The following is a 16,742-nucleotide window of genomic DNA, read 5'->3' on the forward strand; positions in this document are numbered from 1 at the left end:
GCGGAGGAGTGGCGCGGTGAACGGCAGCGACGAGGGCGCGGGGACGTCGGCCCGATCGAAGCGGGCGGACGCCCGGCGCAACAAGGAGACGCTGCTCGACGCGGCCGCCGCGGTCTTCGTCGCGTCGGGCGTGGACGCGCCGGTACGCGACATCGCGGCCCGGGCCGGCGTCGGGGTGGGCACGATCTACCGCCACTTCCCGACGCGAGCGGATCTGATCATCGCCGTCTACCGGCACCAGGTCGACGCCTGCGCCGAGGCCGGTCCAGCCCTCCTGGCGACCAGCGAGACTCCGCACGCCGCGCTGAGGCGATGGATCCACCTCTTCGTCGACTTCCTGGTCACCAAGCACGGACTCGCCGCCGTCCTGCAGTCCGACAACGCCGGCTTCGAAACGCTGCACGCCTACTTCCTCGACCGTCTCGTGCCCGTCTGCACCGAGCTGCTCGAGGCCGCAGCCGGTGCCGGCGAGATCCGCTCCGACGTGGAGGCCTACGCGCTCATGCGCGGCGTCGGGAACCTCTGCATCGGCGCGGACAGCGATCCCCGCTACGACGCCCGTCGACTGGTCGAGCTCCTCATCGCAGGACTGCGCCGGACGCGCTGACCATCGGCAGGTCGGCCGAGCGGGCGGGCCGCCCCGGCCGCGGCCGGCGAGGAGCGGCACGTGCCGAATAAACGGGACCCGTGCGACACATCACCGGGAGAGCCGAGGGATACCCGGCGGGTATGGCTCGGCTACCGAAGTTCCGACACAAGGATCACAGCGACCGCACAGAGGGCCGGCGCCCGGACCACAGCCGGCACACCGATGAGCACACCGGCCATGGCCCCCGGCCGGACACCGGCCCGGGGCCGGCGGAGCCGACCGTGGCGGCCGCGGCTGACGGCGGCGAGGAGCAGGAGTTCGGCCCGGGGCCCGAGGTGGAGCGTCGGGCGCCCGACGCGCCGACGGAGCTGCCCCGACGGTCGTGGCGCGCGGTGCTGAAGGGCTCGCTGCGGGAGTTCAAGAAGGACGAGCTGACCGACCGGGCGGCGGCGTTGACCTATTACGGGGTGCTGTCGCTGTTCCCGGCGCTGCTGGTACTGGTGTCCATGCTCAGCCTGACCGGCAGGTCGACCACCGAGCAGGTGCTCGCCGATGTCAAACAGCTCGCCCCCGGCTCGGTCCGCGACATCCTCACGCGGGCGGTGCAACAACTGCAGGGCAGTGCCGCCACCGGTTCGGTGATGGCGGTCGTCGGCCTGGTGCTGGCGGTGTGGTCGGCGTCCGGTTACGTGGCCGCCTTCATCCGTGCGGCGAACGCCGTCTACGACGTGCCCGAGGGCCGCCCGGTGTGGAAGGTGCTCCCGGTGCGCGTCGGGGTGACGCTGGTGCTGCTGGTGCTCGCCGTGGTCAGCGCGCTGATCGTGGTGTTCACCGGTGGCCTCGCCCGTCAGGCCGGGGCCGCGCTCGGCATCGGCGGTACAGCGTTGACGGTGTGGTCCATCGCCAAGTGGCCCGTCCTGGTCTTCCTGGTCACCGTGATGATCGCCATCCTGTACTGGGCGAGTCCGAACGCCAGGGTGACGGGGTGGCGGTGGCTCACCCCGGGGAGCTTCCTGGCCCTGGTGATCTGGATGATCGCCTCCGCGGGGTTCGCGGTGTACGTGGCCGACTTCGCCTCGTACAACAAGACCTACGGCACGATGGCGGGTGTGATCGTCTTCCTGGTCTGGTTGTGGATCACCAATCTGGCGGTCTTGCTGGGTCTGGAGTTCGATGCGGAGATCGCGCGCCAGCGGGCCGTCGCCGGCGGCTACCCGCCCGACGCGGAGCCGTACGCCCCGCCACGGGACACCCGGAAGTGGGACGAGGACGACCGGCGGCGCCTGGAGGGGCCGTGAGAGCCTCCCCACCGTGTGGCCGACGCGGCGGGCGCCGTCGGCGAACGGTTCCACCGGCTTCCGGACGGTGGGCGCACTGGCCGGGTCGGCCCCGGAAGCCGGCGCAGGAGCTACTGGTCGGGCTCGCTCAAGCCGGCACGCCCACGGGGTCGTCGGCTTCTCCCGGGTAGCGGACGCCGATGTGGTCCCGTATCGCGTCGAGCGTCCGCATCACGGCGAGCGTGCCGTCCAGCGGGACGAGCGGAGACTCCGTCTCACCGGCGCGGAGCGCTCGCATGACCTCGACGGCCTCGTGGCGGAAGCTGTTGACGGGACCGTTCGCCGGGTCGGCCCGGAACTCCTCCGGGGCACGGCCGTCGCGGTGCAGCACGAAGCGGTCGGGATGGAAGAAGGTGTGCGGGATGTCGATGCGGCCGTGCGATCCGGTGACCGACGCGGTCCGGGGGGACCCGCCGATGATGGAGCAGTGCACCACAGCCTGAGCACCGTTCTCCCATGAGAGCAGAGCACCCGTCTGGAGATCGACGCCCTCCTTGGAAAGCACCGCTCGCGCCGTCACGTCCGCGGGCTCACCGAGGAGCAACTGCGCGAACGAGACCGGGTACACGCCGAGGTCGAGCAGTGCGCCCCCGCCCTGCTCCGGATCCCGCAGCCGGTGCGAGACCGGGAAGGGCCCCGCGATCCCGAAGTCGGCCTGCACCACGCGCACTTCACCGATCGCTCCGTCGCGCACCAGGTCGGCCACGCGCCGGATCAGCGGGTTGCAGTACATCCACATGGCCTCCATCAGGAAGACCCCGCGCCGCCTCGCCGACGCCACCAGTTCCTCGGCCTCGCGCACGTTCAGCGTGAACGGCTTCTCGCACAGCACGCCGCGACCGGCCTCCAGGCAGAGCCCGGCAGCGGTCCGGTGGGCCGAGTGCGGAGTGGCGACGTACACGACATCGATGTCGTCGTCCGCCGCGAGGGCGCTCCAATCGCCGTAGGCCCGCGATATCCCGAACCGCGCCGCGAAGTTCTCGGCCGACTCCGTGCTCCGCGAGGCCACCGCCACGACCTCCGCGTCCGGCAGGTCCACCAGGTCCGCCGTGAACGCCGCCGCGATCCCGCCGGTCGCCAGAATTCCCCATCGCACGGGTTCGCCGACCATGCCCACCCCTCGGTTCCGTGACTCCCACACGCCCTTGGAACCCAGAGCATAAGCGGCGGGCCGAACGCGGGGGGACGGCTCGACGACCGCCGTGGCGTGGCGACGCCGTTGACAACCCCTGCCGACCGCCTCATAGTACCTGCCACTAGAGCGCGCTAGTGGAGCGCTCCAGTGACACCGAGGCGGTCCGCACCCCTGGCCGCCGCGCACAGCACTTCCGCCGCCACCCGAGCACCCGCGTCCGCCCGCGCCCGGACCCGCCTCGCCACACCGTACGAGGCACCCCGCCGGGCGCGGCCCCGTCGTCACACTCGGGGCCCGCACGCCCCGCCCCGACGTGACAGCCGGACCAGCTCCGCACAGACCACCCTCCCCCCCGACCGCACAGCGAGGTGCAAGGGACATGCACAGATACAACCGAGCCGCCGCCCTGACCGCCACCGTTCTCGTCGGCGCCCTGTTCGCCGCCGGCTGCTCCAGCAGCTCCGGCGGCAAGAAGGCCGAGAACGCCGGGTCGAACGTGTCGGCCGGCAAGGCCGCCACGCCGCGCATGACCGTGGCCATGGTCACCCACGCCGCGCCCGGCGACACCTTCTGGGACCTGATCAGCAAGGGCGCCCGGGCCGCAGCCGCCAAGGACAACATCAAGCTCGTCTACTCCAGCGACCCCAACGCGGGCAACCAGGCCAACCTGGTCCAGAACGCGATCGACCAGAAGGTCGACGGCATCGCGCTCACCGCGGCCAAGCCCGACGCCATGAAGGCCGTGGTGGCCAAGGCCAAGGCCGCCGGCATACCGGTCGTCGGCTTCAACTCCGGCCTGGGCGACTGGAAGAGCCTGGGCATGCTCGAGTACTTCGGCCAGGACGAGAACATCGCCGGCCAGGCCTTCGGCCGGCGGCTCAACCAGCTCGGGGCCAAGCACGCCCTGTGCGTCATCCAGGAACAGGGGCAGGTCGCCCTGGAGGCCCGTTGCGCGGGCCTGAAGAAGGGCTTCGAGGGACAGACGGAGAACCTCTACGTCAACGGCACCGACATGCCGTCCGTGAAGTCGACGATCACCGCCAAGCTGCAGAAGGACCCCTCCATCGACCAGGTGGTCACGCTCGGCGCCCCGTTCGCGCTGACCGCCGTGCAGTCGGTGTCCGACGCGGGCAGCAAAGCTGAGGTCGCGACCTTCGACCTCAACAAGGACCTGGTCAAGGCCGTTCAGGGCGGGCAGGTGGAGTTCGCGGTCGACCAGCAACCCTATCTGCAGGGCTACCTCGCCGTCGACTCCCTGTGGCTGTACAGGACCAACGGCAACTTCAGCGGCGGCGGAACCGCGCCCGTCCTGACCGGACCGGCCTTCGTGACCAAGGACAACGTCGACACCATCGCCAAGTTCGCGGAGAACGGGACGCGCTGACCGGTCACCCGACGGCCTGCCGAACGGGTCGTCGCCGTCCGGCAGGCCGAGGAGTCCCACGGGCGCACGGGGCGGGGATCACGGAGAGACGGGGACCACAAGGGTCCGGACCTCGGTCCGGGCCCTCCCCACGGGCGCACCGGGGGCCGTCAGACCGGTCCTCCGGGCGGCGGCCCGCTGGTCCCCCTCACCACCAGTTTCGGGTCGAGCACCGCCTCACGCGGCTCACGCTCCGGCGCCTCCAGCCGTTCCACCGCGAAGCGCACCGCGTGCTCCGCCATCAGCATCGCGTCCTGCCGCACCGTCGTCAGGCCGATGGGCATCAGGTGGGAGAGGTGGCTGTCGTCGTACCCGACGACGGACAGGTCCCGGGGCACCTCGACACCGGCCCGCACCAGCGACATCAGCAGGCCCATCGCGCACCGGTCGTTGCCTGCGAGGACGGCCGTCGGCAGGGGTCGCCCGCCCGCCCGCTCCTCCAGCAGGAGCCGCCCGGCGTCGATGCCGGACCGCTCGGTGTGGTCGCCGGGGATCACCCGCACCTCGGACTCGAGCCCATGGCGGCGCATCGCGGCCCGGTAGGCGCGCCGTCGCTCCGCGGAGCCGGGGCCCCGGCCGCCGTCGATGTGCACGATCCGGCGGTGCCCGAGCCCGACGAGGTGGTCCATCGCCTGCCGTATGCCCTTGCCCTCGGCGGTGTGGACGCTGTCCACACGCACGTGCGGCACGCGCCGGCCGACCGAAACGGTGACCGTGCGCTGCCCGAGCGCATCGAGGTCGGCGGGATCGGCGTCGGGGCCGAGCAGGATCACCGCCTCGCAGCGGTGGCCGAGGAGCGCCTCGACCGCCTTGGTCTCGCCGCGGCCCTCGGCGGTGGCGGACAGCAGGACCTCGTAGCCGAGTCGCTCGGCCTCGGGGTAGATGCCCTCGACGAGGTCGGCGTGGAAGGTCTGGTGGACGGTGAACATCACGCCGAGCGTGCGGCTGCGCCCGCGGGCGAGCAGGCGGGCCGCGCTGTCGGGGCGGTAGCCGATCTCGTCGGCGACGCGGAGCACGCGCTGCCGGGTCTCCTCGCCGGCCCCCGGCTGGTTGCGGAACACGATCGAGACGAGCGCCCGGGAGACGCCCGCCTTCTCGGCGACGTCCGCCATCGTGGGGCGCTGCCTGCCCGACGCATCCACCAGTGATCCCACCCTCCGACGGCGCCCACCTTATCGGGCGAGCTGAAATCTCCCGGCAACAAGCTATTGACATGACATTTGGACAGGAGTCATCGTACTCGCACTAGAGCGCGCTAGTAGAGCGCACCAGTTCGTTTTCTTCCGTGACCGGTCCCGGGTCCCCCGGGCACGAAGGGACACCAGCGTGATGCCGTTCGAAGTGCTGACCACGGGCCATGTCGGAGTGGACGGGTATCCGCTCCGGTGCCGGTGCCCGCGCCGATGTCCCCCCACGCCTCCGGCGGTTTGAAGGGCTCCTTCGTCGGAGACTCCCCCATCCACGGCCCCGAGGGCGTCCGCCCGGCCGAAGGTCGTCACCCCTGCGGCCCGAGCCCGCCCAGCGGGCAACCGCCGGCTTCGACTTCCCGACCGCCCACTGATCCCCACCTTTCCCCGAAGGACACGTCATGGCAACGGCGCCAACCCCGCTCCGCACCGTCGCGGGCAATCTGTGCCTCGGCTCCGCCCCCGACTCCTGGGGCGTCTGGTTCCCCGAGGACGAGCACCAGGTCCCGTACACCCGCTTCCTCGACGAGCTGGTCCGGGCCGACTACGAGTGGCTGGAGCTCGGACCGTACGGCTACCTCCCCACCGACCCGCAGCGCCTGAGGGAGGAACTGGACGCCCGCGGGCTGAAGGTCTCCGGCGGCACCGCCTTCGGTGCCCTGCACCGCCCCGAGGCCTGGGACGACACGCTCGCCCACGTCCGGCAGGTCGCCGGTCTGACCGCCGCCGCGGGCGCCCACCACCTCGTCCTCATCCCGCCCATGTACCGGGACGAGAAGACCGGCGCGTTCACCGAGTCCCCCGAGCTGACCGCCGAGCAGTGGTCGGGCTTCGGACGGGCCGCCGACCGGCTGGGCAGGCTCCTGCTGGACGAGTACGACGTCCGGCTGGTCGTCCATCCCCACGCAGACAGCCACATCCAGACCCAGCCGGAGATCGAGCGGCTGCTGAACGAGTCCGACAGCCGCTGGACCAACCTGTGTCTGGACACCGGTCACGTGGCCTACGGCGGCGGTGACAACCTGGACCTGATCCGCCGCTTCGGCGAGCGCGTCGGCTACGTCCACATCAAGCAGATGGACCCCGAGATCCTCGCCCAGGTGGCGGCGGAGAGCCTGTCCTTCGGCGAGGCCGTCAGGCGCGGCGTGTGCGTGTCCCCGCCCGCCGGTGTGCCGAACCCGGCCGACGTGGTGGCCCAACTGGCCGCTCTCGACGCCGAGTTGTTCGTGATCGTCGAGCAGGACCTGTACCCGTGCGCTCCCGAGGTGCCGCTGCCCATCGCACTGCGCACCCGTGAGCACCTGGCCGGCTGCGGCCTGTCCGGTACCCGACGCCCGAACACCACCCGGTAGGAGGCGGCCATGGACGTCAGGGACGACACGGCCCAGGCCCCCACGGTCACGGCGGGCACCCCGCCCGCCGTCTCCCGGCGGCTGCGGCTCATCACCGTCATCGCCACCTTCGGCGGCCTGCTCTTCGGCTACGACACCGGTGTCATCAACGGTGCCCTGCCCTACATGAGCAAGGACCTCGGTCTGACCCCGTTCACCGAGGGCATGGTCACCAGCTCGCTCCTGCTCGGCGCCGCACTGGGCGCGGTCGCCGGCGGCCGCCTGTCGGACGCCCGCGGCAGGCGCCGTACGATCCTCACCCTCGCGGTGCTGTTCTTCGCCGGTGCGCTCGGCGCCACCCTCGCTCCGACCACCGCGGTCATGGTCGTGGCCCGCTTCGTGCTCGGCCTCGCGGTCGGCGGAGCCTCGGTGACCGTGCCGGTCTACCTCGCGGAGATCTCCCCCGCCGAACGGCGCGGTGCGCTGGTCACCCGGAACGAACTCATGATCGTCACCGGGCAGTTGCTGGCCTTCACCTCCAACGCGGTCATCGCGAACGTGGGCAGCGAGTCCGGCGGCATCTGGCGCTGGATGCTGGTCATCGCCACCATCCCGGCCGTCGCGCTCTGGTTCGGCATGCTCGTCATGCCGGAAAGCCCCCGCTGGCTGGCCTCCAGGACCCGCTTCGGCGAGGCCCTGGACGTCCTCAAGCAGGTCCGGTCCGAGGCGCGCGCGCAGGCGGAACTGAGCGAGGTGTCCGCGCTCGCCGTGAGGGAGGAGCGGGAGAGGCTCGGCGGCTGGCAGGACATGAGGTCCACTCCGTGGGTCCGCAAGCTCATGTTCGTCGGCTTCGGCATCGCGATCGTGCAGCAGATCACCGGCGTCAACACGATCATGTACTACGGCACCCAGATCCTCACGGACGCCGGCTTCGCCGCCGACAGCGCCCTGACGGCGAACATCGCCAACGGCGTGATCTCGGTCCTCGCCACCTTCGTCGGCATCTGGCTGCTCGGCCGCGTCGACCGCCGCCCGATGCTGATGACCGGTCAGCTCGGCACGACCGCCGCCCTGTTGCTGATCGGCGTCTTCTCGCTGGTGCTGCCCTCCGGCGACGGCCGCGCGTACGCCGTCCTCGCCATGACCGTCACGTTCCTCGCCTTCCAGCAGGGCGCGATTTCGCCGGTCACCTGGCTGATGCTGTCGGAGATCTTCCCGATGCGGATGCGCGGCTTCGGCATGGGCGTGGCGGCGGTGGTTCTGTGGCTGACCAACTTCGTGATCGGCCTGGTCTTCCCGTCGCTGGTCTCCGGGATCGGGATCTCCGACACCTTCTTCCTCTTCGTCGTGGCGGGGATCCTCTCCCTCACCTTCGTCAAGGTCTTCGTCCCCGAGACCAAGGGCCGCACCCTCGAAACCCTCGAAGCCGAACTCCGGGCGCGCTTCTCCTGATTCCCTCCTGTCCCCGGCCCGCGGCGGCCCGGGGCCGCAGAAAGGACCACCACCCATGACTGTGCGCGTAGGCGTCATCGGCGCCGGATGGATCGGCAAGGAGCACATCGGGCGCCTCACCCACACCGTCACCGGCGCCCGCGTCACCGCGGTCACCGACATCGACGCCGACCGCGCCGAGGAGGCGGCGGCGCCGGTCGGCGCCCGAGTGCTGCCCGACGGTGCGGCCCTGATCGCCGCGGACGACGTCGACGCCGTCCTCGTGACGTCCTGGGGCCCGACCCACGCCGAACACGTGCTGAACGCGATAGCCGCCGGAAAGCCGGTCTTCTGCGAGAAGCCGCTGGCCACCACCGCCGAGGACTGCCTGAGGATCATCGAGGCCGAGACGGCACACGGCCGCCGCCTGGTCCAGGTCGGCTTCATGCGCCGCTACGACGCCGGCTACCGCCAGATGAAGCAGGTCATGGACTCCGGCCGGATCGGCACCCCGCTGATCGTGCACTGCGCCCACCGCAACCCCACCGTCCCCGAGTCCTACACCTCCGGCATGGCCGCCCTGGACACGGCCGTGCACGAGGTGGACGTGCTGCGCTGGCTGCTCGACGACGAGATCGTCTCCACCCAGGTGGTCACCCCGCGCGCCACGAGCAAGCGGTTCGCGCACCTCAAGGACCCCCAGATCATGTTCTTCGAGACCGCGAAGGGCGTCCGTATCGACCTCGAGGTCTTCGTCAACTGCCAGTACGGCTACGACATCCAGTGCGAGGCGGTCGGCGAGGAGGGCCTCGTGCGACTCCCCGATCCGGCCGCCGTCGGCGTGCGCACCGCCGGACAGCACAGCACTCAGGTGCTCACGGACTGGGTGGGCCGCTTCGCGGACGCCTTCGACACCGAGTTCCGCGAGTGGATCGCCGGCCTCGCCGCCGGCCGACAGCCCACCGGGCCGTCCGCCTGGGACGGCTACGCCGCCACCGTCATCACCAGCGCGACCGTCGAGGCCCTGGAGTCGGGCCGCGTCGTCGCCACGGACCTCAAGCCCCGCCCCACCCTCTACGGAGGCACCGCATGAAAATCGCCCTCGACCCGTACATGTTCCGCGCCCTGCCGATCGACGAGATGGTGCGCACGGTGGCCGAACTCGGCTACGAGTACATCGAGTTGTCCCCACGGGACGACTTCATGCCGTTCTTCCTGCACCCGCGGGCGGACGACGAGCGCGTAGCGGAGCTGAAGCGCGCGCTGCGCACGCACGGCGTCCGGCTGTCCTCGGTGCTGCCCCTGTACAAGTGGTCGTCGCCCGACGAGACGGAACGCCGGGCGGCCGTCCGCTACTGGAAGCGGATGATCGAGATCACCGCGGACCTCGAATGCCCGCTGATGAACTCGGAGTTCAACGGCCGCCCGGAGCGGGCCGCCGAGAGCGAGGCGGCGTTCTGGCGCTCGCTGGAGGAGCTGCTGCCGCTGTTCGAGCGGGAAGGGATCGCTCTGAACCTGGAGGCCCACCCGGACGACTTCTGCGAGGAGAACACCCCCGCGGTCGACCTCGTCCGCGCGATCAACAAGCCCTGGGTGAACTACCTGTACTGCGCCCCGCACTCCTTCCACCTCTCGGGCGCCGACCCGCAGGCGGACATCGCGGCGATGATGCGCTACGCCGGCGACAAGCTCCAGCACGTGCACATCGCCGACTCCTTCAACCACAAGGGATCGTCGGGCCTGCGCTACATCCTCAACCCTCCCGGCACCCCGGCTCGTATCCACCAGCACCTCGACATCGGTCAGGGCGAGGTCGACTGGGACGCCTTCTTCGGCACCCTGCGCGAGCTGAACTTCGACGGCGTCGCCACGGCCTGTGTCTTCGCCTGGGAGGAACGGGCCCGGGAGTCCTCCGCGTTCATGCTGGACCGCATCCGCAAGGAACTCGCCGTGTGAGCCTCCGGCACCGGCTCCCACCGCTGCCGGCGCATCCACAACCTCAGCGCCGTCCGGCCCGGTCGGCCCCGCCCACGGTTAGGGCTGCAGACGGCGGTCATCGGCGTCCGTCTGCCGGACCGGCCGGCGAAGCCCCTGTGATCCCGTCCTCGGGCAGGGCGATGACGATCTCCGGTGGTGCGGCAAGCGTGTTCTTGACGGCACAGCGGGACATCACCGCCCGCAGCGCGTCCCGTCGTCCGGCGGGGAGCGCGGGTACGCGCACCCGGAGATAAACCGAGGTCACGCGGGGCGCCCTGCCCGACGCCGTACGGAAGTCGGTCTCGATCCGCAGCCCCTCACGGCTGAGGTCGTGGCGGTCGAGGAACCGTCCGGCGCAGTGCGCGACGCACCCGGCCAGCGACGCCACGAAGAGTTCCACGGGGGTGGGGGCCGTGTCGGTGCCGCCGTCCGGCACCGGCTGGTCCACGGCCAGTATGTGTCCGCGCAGCCGTATTTCGTACGCGTCCGCCGCGATCGGAACGGCGTCCGCGTGGCCCGGCGGCCCCGGGACCCGCGGGACGAAGGCGGCGGCCCGGTGGAGCAGCAGTCCGGCGACGCGCCGGGCCTCTTCGGGCGTCAGCGAGGCCAGCGTCCCCTCCCCCTCGTCGGGTTCGCAGGTGATGCCGAGCACGACGCGCCCCATGTTCGGGGGCAGCCCTTGGGGCGTGAATCCGGAGACGGTGACGGTACGACCGCGCCGGGTGCGTACGCCGTCCGCGAGCCGTTGCCTTGCGTTCACGATGTCACCGTCCAGACTCGGCACGTGGCGCCGGGGGCGATCACGTGCCGTGCTCGACCTCGATGTCCCGGGCCTGGTGATCCGTTCCTCCTCGGGGTGCGGTCGCCTCCTGCCGACACCTCCAGTGCACCGCGCCGCCCTCCCGGGCCGCTGAGGCCGAACAGCCCGGACCCGGGGCCGAACGTCCCTGCCGCGGCGTTCAGTGCGACTCCGGTACGACGGCCACCGGGCACTCCGCGTGGTGCAGCAGGGTGTGGGCCACGCGGCCCAGGTGGAGCGCCCGGCGGTCGTGGCCGCGCCGGACGCCGATGATCACGAGATCGGCGGCGGCCGAGCGGTGCAGGAGGACCCTGCGGGCGGGGCCTTCGACCGTGGAACGGTGCACCCGGACGTCCGGGTGGTCGGCCAGGGCGTCCTGGAGCAGGGCGTCGATCAGGGTGGCCGCCCGCTCCTCGCAGGAGAGCGCCGGGGTCCCCCGCAGCAGGGGGTGGTCGATGGGCCGGTGCGCGGGGGGACGCCAGGCGCGGACGACGTCCAGCACGCAGTGCCGCGCCTCGGCCTCGCGGAGGGCGAACCGCACCGCCGCGCCGCTCGTGCCGGGCTCCCCGGCACCGAGCAGGATCCGCGCGTGCGCGCCCTCCAGGCCGGCCTTGTCGCCGCGGACCACGATCACCGGCCCTTGGGCGCGACCGGCGACGGTCAGGCCGACCGAGCCGAGGAGCAGCCCCGTCAGCGGGCCGCGACCCCGGCTGCCCATCACCACGGCCCAGGCGTGCAGTGCCGCGCGCAGCAACGCGTCCACCGGGTCCTCGGGCAGGACATCGGCGATGACCCTCACCCCCGGATCGCGGCGCCGGGCGCGTTCCGTGGCGGTGGCGATGACGTCCGGGGGCACGTCGTCCTCGTCACGCTCACCGGCGGAGGCGTACAGAAGCCGCAGGGTCAGCCCGTGCCGGGCCGCCTCGTCGGTCGCCCAGTCCACCGCCACCAGGCTGCACTCCGATCCGTCGACGCCCACCACCAGGGGCGGCTCCATGGTTCCCACCGCCTTCCGTCCGGCTCCGCAGCGGCTCACCTTTCACCGTCACACCGGCCGCGGAGCGGTGAGAGGGGCACTTCGGTCCCTTGTCGGGGACTTTCGGCCCCCGACCGTGCGCGGGTGCGGGCCACGGCCTCGGCGCCGTCGGACTCCGGGGCCCGGTCGGTCCCGGGCAACGGCCCCGGGCCGCGGAGGGCGTCCGGGGCCCGGGCCGGTTACGCGCACCGTCCGGCGCGGATCCGGGAGGGACACGGCGTGGAATACGCCTCCTCCGGCGCCGGTTGGGCTCTGCTGTGATCAAGTGGTGTGCGGGCAGCTCACCACACCGGGTACGGAGGGATCGGAACCGATGAGCGACATCACCCGCACGGACCGCGTGGGCTCGCTGAAGGAGAGCGTCGGGCGGTACGGCGTCTGGAGTGCCGGACTGCGTTCGGAGGACCCGGCCAGGCGCGGCGAACTGGCCGACGCCGCCGCCGAACTGGAGGAACTCGGCTTCGGCGCGGTGTGGCTGGGCGGCAGCAGCGCGGTGCGCCACGCGGTGCCGCTGATCGAGGCGACCTCACGGCTCGTCGTGGCGACCGGGATCCAGAGCATCTGGCAGTACGAGGCGGGCGACACGGCGGCGAGCGTCGCGGAACTGGAGCGGACCCACCCCGGGCGCTTCCTGCTCGGGCTCGGCGTGAGCCATGCGAAACTGGCGGACCAGTACCGCCGCCCGTACTCGGCCATGGTCGGCTATCTGGACGCGCTCGACGCCGCCGGGGTCCCGGCCGAGCGCCGTGTGCTGGCCGCGCTCGGGCCGAAGATGCTGGAGCTGTCCCGCGACCGCGCCGCCGGTTCGCACCCGTACCTGGTGACCACCGACCACACGGCCGAGGCCCGCGCGATCCTCGGTGACGGCCCGCTGCTGGCTCCCGAGACGAAGGTGGTCCTGGAGACGGACCCGGACCGCGCCCGCGCGACGGCCCGCGCCGGCCTCGCCGTCTACCTGGGGCTGCCCAACTACACCAAGGCGCTCGCCCGGTTCGGCTTCACCGAGGACGACTTCGCGGACGGCGGCAGCGACCGGCTGGTCGACGCGCTGTTCGCCTGGGGCGACGACGACCGGATCCGGGAACGGATCGAGGCCCACCGAGCGGCGGGGGCGGACCACGTCGCCCTCCAGATCGTCGACGACCAGCCCCGCGACTCCCTCCCCCGGGCCGCCTGGCGCCGCCTGGCCGCGCTGCTGAGCTGACCGGGGCGCGTTCCGGGGTCCGTTGTCAGTGCCCCGTCCTACTGTGGTCATCGGCACAGGATCACCGACCAGGCACGAGACGACGGAGTCCCCATGACGACCCTGCCCAACCGGCCGAACACGGCGTTGCTCATCATCGACGTCCAGAACGGGGTGGTGGCGGGCACGCCCCGCCGCGACAGCGTGATCGCGAACATCGGCACGCTGGTCGACCGGGCCCGCGCGGAGGACGTGCCCGTGGTGTGGGTGCAGCACTCCGGCGACGAGCTCAAGCAGGGCAGCGAGAGCTGGGAGTACGTGCCGGAGCTGGTGCGCCGCGACGGGGAGCCCCTCGTCCACAAGCTCTACGGCGACTCGTTCGAGGACACCGAGCTGGAGGCGGTGCTCGCCGAGCGCGGCGTGGGCCGTCTCGTCGTCACCGGCGCCCAGACCGACGGATGCATACGGTCCACCCTGCACGGCGCCTTCGTCCGCGGATACGACGTGACGCTGGTCGGTGACGCGCACACGACGGAGGATCTGACGAAGTACGGCGCGCCGTCCCCGGAGCAGGTGATCGCCCACACCAACCTCTACTGGAACTGGCACAGCGCTCCCGGCCGCCGCGGCGGAACGGTCGACACGGCGGAGGTGACCTTCGCGCCGGCCGACGCGGGCTGAACCGGACCGGCCGGGTCAAGTGGTGCAACCCCCGGGCAGGGTCGTAGCGTGGCACGGGAGTCCGGAGACAGACGGGCGGGAGCCGACATGCGCACACACACAGTCACCAAGGCGGTCCTGCTCGGTGCCGTCGCATCGCTGACAGCAGTCATGGGAACGGCTTCCGCCGCCCCGGCCGCGGCCCCGTCGGCCGCGCACAGCGCGCAGCGTGCGTCCGGGAGCCCCGTCGTCGTCGACTGTTTCTGGCAACCGGAAGTACGCCCCGGCGCCTTCGTGATCGCCTGCGGTGACGGCAACAGCCTTCTGTCCTCGGTCCACTGGTCGCAGTGGGGGCCGAGCTCGGCGGTGGCCGAGGCCGTCAACATGGTCAACGACTGCAAGCCGTACTGTGCGGCGGGCAGGTTCCACTCGTATCCGGTCATCGTGCGGCTCGACCACCCGCAGCCGTGGAAGAAGCACCCGCAGATGCAGCACTACACCCGGATGAGCCTCACCTACACCGACGGCAGCCCGGACGGGTTCGGACGCGTGGTGACGTACCCCCTCTGGGACTGATCACCTGCCCCTCCGGTGCCTTGCCTGCCGCTCTGCCGACGGACTGTTCACGGCGTCGTCACGCTGAGCCGCTCGAACGGGCGCCGGTGAGTCCGACCGGGTTGCCGGAGGGGATCACTCCGGCGGTGACCACCTGCCGGGCCAACGGGGTGAGCAGTTCGGCCAGCCGTGCGGTGGCCTCGTGGCCGAGCGCCCGCCACGGCCCCTCCGCGGCGGCGTCGGTCGCCTCCTCGACGGCCTGGTGCTCGGCCGCTCCCGCCTCGGTCAGGCGCCCACCGTCGTCGATCCACCCGCGCTCCCGCAGCGCCGCCTCGGTGCCCCGCCAGGTGGCGGCGTCCCATTTCCGGCCCTCACGCAGCAACGCGCCGTCGGACTCGCCCGCGGCGGCCTTGAGCACCATCGCCTCGACCGGGCCGATGCCGCGGCTCACCAGCACGGCGACATGCCCGTCACCGCGGTGTTCACGGAGCGTGGTCGCCGCCTGCCACAGCCGTACGTGCGGCTGGACCGGCCGTTCGAGGGCCTGGTTGGCCCCGCCGAGCACCCGTCCAGCGGTGTCGGCCGCCTCGGCCGCGGCCCACGCGAGGTCCGCCGCCTCCGCCATCGGCGCGCTGCGCACGGCCTCCTCCTCGTACAGCCGCCGCATGGCGAGGTCCACGGCCCGCTCCCTGGCCGCCAGCAGGTCCGACGGTGTCGCGTACCGCCACGCGTCGGGCAGCGCCCGCGCCACCCGGTCGGGGTGGAACACATAGAAGCTGCTGGTCACGACCGCCGCGGGAACGGGCCCCAGCGGCGCGGCGCGCAGACCGAAGTAGCCCATCCAGAAGCCGCGCATCCCTGCCTCGTCGGCCGCCTGCCGCGCCTCGGGGGTGAAGTACACCAGGTCGTGCACCGGCTCCGTGAGCTCCCACATCAGCCGGGAAGAAACGTCACTCACCGTGCCCCCTCGATTCGTCGTCCCGCACCCCGTCGGCCGGTCCTGACCGCCGGCACAGCAGCCATCATGACAGCCGTCATAGGAGAGTGGCAGGAGAAGCGGCGGAAGGCGCCGATCGCACGGTCCATGTTTGGGTGTCGCATCCCCGATCACTCGACGTCGTGAACCCCCAGTCGACATGCGACGTGGAGGAGCAACGGTGGCTGGAGAACAGAAGGCCAAAGCGAAGTTCGAACAGGCCAAGGGCAAGATCAAGGAGACGTTCGGCCGCGCACTCGGCAATGAGTCGATGACGGCCGAAGGTCGAGGCAAGAAGTCCAAGGGCGACATGCGCCAGATGAAGGAGAAGGCGAAGGACATCTTCAAGCGCTGACGCACCAGGCGCGCCCACGGGCGGGGCCCCGGTCCGGTGGACCGGGGCCCCGCCGCGCGTGCGCTCCGGGGGCTCGGCGCCCCTCGCCGCGGCGCGCTCAGCGTCCGTCGTCGCGGCGCAGCGGCCCCCAGGAACCGGACTGGCGGTCGACCTCGGTCTGCGCCTCCCTGATGACCTTCTCGTCGACCCAGCCGACCGGCTCCACGTCCCGTACCAGCGGCTCGTTGTCGGGCCCGCGTCCCTCGACCCGGCCGCGCAGGACCCAGGGGCGCACCCCCTCCCCCTTCTCACGCGGCAGGTGCGAGTAGTCGTGCAGCCGCCGGGCCACCCACAGCTCGACCGGCCGGTCCCCCCACCAGGGCTCGACGCCGAGGGGGTTGGCCGACAGCCCGGGCATCGGGACGCCGGTGAGGTCGTCCCGGCTCTTCGCGTTGCCCAGATCGGCGGCGGGGCCACGCGACCAGCGGACGTAGAGGTCGGAGTCACGGTCCACCAGGGCCCCCAGCTCGCCGAGGGTCCGCACAACGGGAAGGTCGTCCGTGGCGTTCATACGGTCGCTCCTCCTCACAGTCGCCCCTGTCCTGGTGGCCCCTTGGCCACCAGTTCCCCACCACGACGGCACCAGTGCTCCCGCACCGGCGGTCGTCACCGGGTACCCGTGTGACGGAGGACCATCCATGGTGACGTGCGGAGATCCACGGATGCCGTCCCGAGCGGTCGACGGCCGCAGCCCCGGAGATCGCCTCGCCGTCCCGGAGATCGCCTCGC

Annotated in this window: 17 protein-coding genes; 11 read left to right on the forward strand and 6 right to left on the reverse strand. The window is 71.9% G+C overall.

Annotated features, from left to right (window positions below):
- The first annotated feature begins 16 nt into the window (after positions 1-16).
- The gene (locus tag ACZ4SW_RS11505) at positions 17-607 is read left to right on the forward strand and encodes a TetR/AcrR family transcriptional regulator (protein ID WP_468241078.1); all 591 of its coding nucleotides are present in this window, start codon (positions 17-19) and stop codon (positions 605-607) included.
- 122 nt (positions 608-729) lie between these two features.
- Positions 730-1,887, forward strand: a complete 1,158-nt coding sequence (locus ACZ4SW_RS11510) for a YihY/virulence factor BrkB family protein (protein WP_468241081.1) — start codon at positions 730-732, stop codon at positions 1,885-1,887.
- Between the two features lie 127 nt (positions 1,888-2,014).
- Here the strand turns inward: ACZ4SW_RS11510 and ACZ4SW_RS11515 are convergent, their stop codons facing one another.
- Positions 2,015-3,037, reverse strand: a complete 1,023-nt coding sequence (locus ACZ4SW_RS11515; protein WP_468241083.1) for a Gfo/Idh/MocA family protein — start codon at positions 3,035-3,037, stop codon at positions 2,015-2,017.
- A 403-nt stretch (positions 3,038-3,440) separates the two neighbouring features.
- On the opposite strand from ACZ4SW_RS11515, the gene ACZ4SW_RS11520 reads away from it, so the two are divergent.
- Positions 3,441-4,445, forward strand: a complete 1,005-nt coding sequence (locus tag ACZ4SW_RS11520; protein ID WP_468241085.1) for a substrate-binding domain-containing protein — start codon at positions 3,441-3,443, stop codon at positions 4,443-4,445.
- Positions 4,446-4,594: 149 nt separating this feature from the next.
- Here ACZ4SW_RS11520 and ACZ4SW_RS11525 read toward each other — a convergent pair whose 3' ends face one another.
- The gene (locus ACZ4SW_RS11525; protein ID WP_468241264.1) at positions 4,595-5,596 is read right to left on the reverse strand and encodes a LacI family DNA-binding transcriptional regulator; all 1,002 of its coding nucleotides are present in this window, start codon (positions 5,594-5,596) and stop codon (positions 4,595-4,597) included.
- Between the two features lie 476 nt (positions 5,597-6,072).
- On the opposite strand from ACZ4SW_RS11525, the gene ACZ4SW_RS11530 reads away from it, so the two are divergent.
- Genes ACZ4SW_RS11530 through ACZ4SW_RS11545 form a run of 4 tightly spaced genes read left to right on the forward strand, consistent with a single transcriptional unit; the run spans position 6,073 to position 10,389 of the window.
- The gene (locus tag ACZ4SW_RS11530; RefSeq protein WP_468241087.1) at positions 6,073-7,023 is read left to right on the forward strand and encodes a TIM barrel protein; all 951 of its coding nucleotides are present in this window, start codon (positions 6,073-6,075) and stop codon (positions 7,021-7,023) included.
- A gap of 9 nt (positions 7,024-7,032) precedes the next feature.
- On the forward strand, positions 7,033-8,454 hold the full coding sequence (locus ACZ4SW_RS11535; RefSeq protein ID WP_468241089.1) for a sugar porter family MFS transporter: 1,422 nt from the start codon (positions 7,033-7,035) through the stop codon (positions 8,452-8,454).
- Positions 8,455-8,509: 55 nt separating this feature from the next.
- Entirely contained in the window at positions 8,510-9,526 is a 1,017-nt protein-coding gene (locus ACZ4SW_RS11540; protein WP_468241091.1) for a Gfo/Idh/MocA family oxidoreductase, read from the forward strand.
- Positions 9,523-10,389, forward strand: coding sequence for a sugar phosphate isomerase/epimerase family protein (locus ACZ4SW_RS11545; protein ID WP_468241093.1), 867 nt, complete (start codon positions 9,523-9,525; stop codon positions 10,387-10,389). Before ACZ4SW_RS11540 ends, ACZ4SW_RS11545 begins: the two co-directional genes overlap by 4 nt.
- Before the next feature lie 97 nt (positions 10,390-10,486).
- Here ACZ4SW_RS11545 and ACZ4SW_RS11550 read toward each other — a convergent pair whose 3' ends face one another.
- Complete coding sequence (locus ACZ4SW_RS11550) at positions 10,487-11,170, reverse strand: OsmC family protein (protein WP_468241095.1); 684 nt, start codon at positions 11,168-11,170, stop codon at positions 10,487-10,489.
- Between the two features lie 199 nt (positions 11,171-11,369).
- Positions 11,370-12,206 (reverse strand): universal stress protein, encoded by an 837-nt coding sequence (locus ACZ4SW_RS11555; RefSeq protein ID WP_468241097.1) that lies wholly within the window; start codon positions 12,204-12,206, stop codon positions 11,370-11,372.
- 352 nt (positions 12,207-12,558) lie between these two features.
- On the opposite strand from ACZ4SW_RS11555, the gene ACZ4SW_RS11560 reads away from it, so the two are divergent.
- The 3 genes from ACZ4SW_RS11560 (at position 12,559) to ACZ4SW_RS11570 (ending at position 14,664) form a co-directional block, all read left to right on the forward strand.
- Entirely contained in the window at positions 12,559-13,449 is an 891-nt protein-coding gene (locus tag ACZ4SW_RS11560; protein ID WP_468241099.1) for an LLM class F420-dependent oxidoreductase, read from the forward strand.
- A gap of 93 nt (positions 13,450-13,542) precedes the next feature.
- Complete coding sequence (locus ACZ4SW_RS11565; protein ID WP_468241102.1) at positions 13,543-14,109, forward strand: cysteine hydrolase family protein; 567 nt, start codon at positions 13,543-13,545, stop codon at positions 14,107-14,109.
- Between the two features lie 87 nt (positions 14,110-14,196).
- On the forward strand, positions 14,197-14,664 hold the full coding sequence (locus ACZ4SW_RS11570) for a hypothetical protein (RefSeq protein WP_468241104.1): 468 nt from the start codon (positions 14,197-14,199) through the stop codon (positions 14,662-14,664).
- Positions 14,665-14,722: 58 nt separating this feature from the next.
- Here ACZ4SW_RS11570 and ACZ4SW_RS11575 read toward each other — a convergent pair whose 3' ends face one another.
- Positions 14,723-15,601: an SCO6745 family protein gene (locus tag ACZ4SW_RS11575; RefSeq protein WP_468241106.1), complete on the reverse strand. Its 879-nt coding sequence runs from the start codon at positions 15,599-15,601 to the stop codon at positions 14,723-14,725.
- 199 nt (positions 15,602-15,800) lie between these two features.
- On the opposite strand from ACZ4SW_RS11575, the gene ACZ4SW_RS11580 reads away from it, so the two are divergent.
- Positions 15,801-15,974 carry a CsbD family protein gene (locus ACZ4SW_RS11580; protein WP_103839713.1) on the forward strand — a complete coding sequence of 58 codons (174 nt, stop codon included), beginning with the start codon at positions 15,801-15,803 and terminating at the stop codon, positions 15,972-15,974.
- Between the two features lie 97 nt (positions 15,975-16,071).
- Here ACZ4SW_RS11580 and ACZ4SW_RS11585 read toward each other — a convergent pair whose 3' ends face one another.
- Positions 16,072-16,524, reverse strand: a complete 453-nt coding sequence (locus ACZ4SW_RS11585) for a DUF6098 family protein (RefSeq protein ID WP_468241108.1) — start codon at positions 16,522-16,524, stop codon at positions 16,072-16,074.
- Positions 16,525-16,742: the final 218 nt, after the last annotated feature.

The sequence above is a fragment of the Streptomyces sp. NPDC028331 genome (assembly GCF_055565775.1).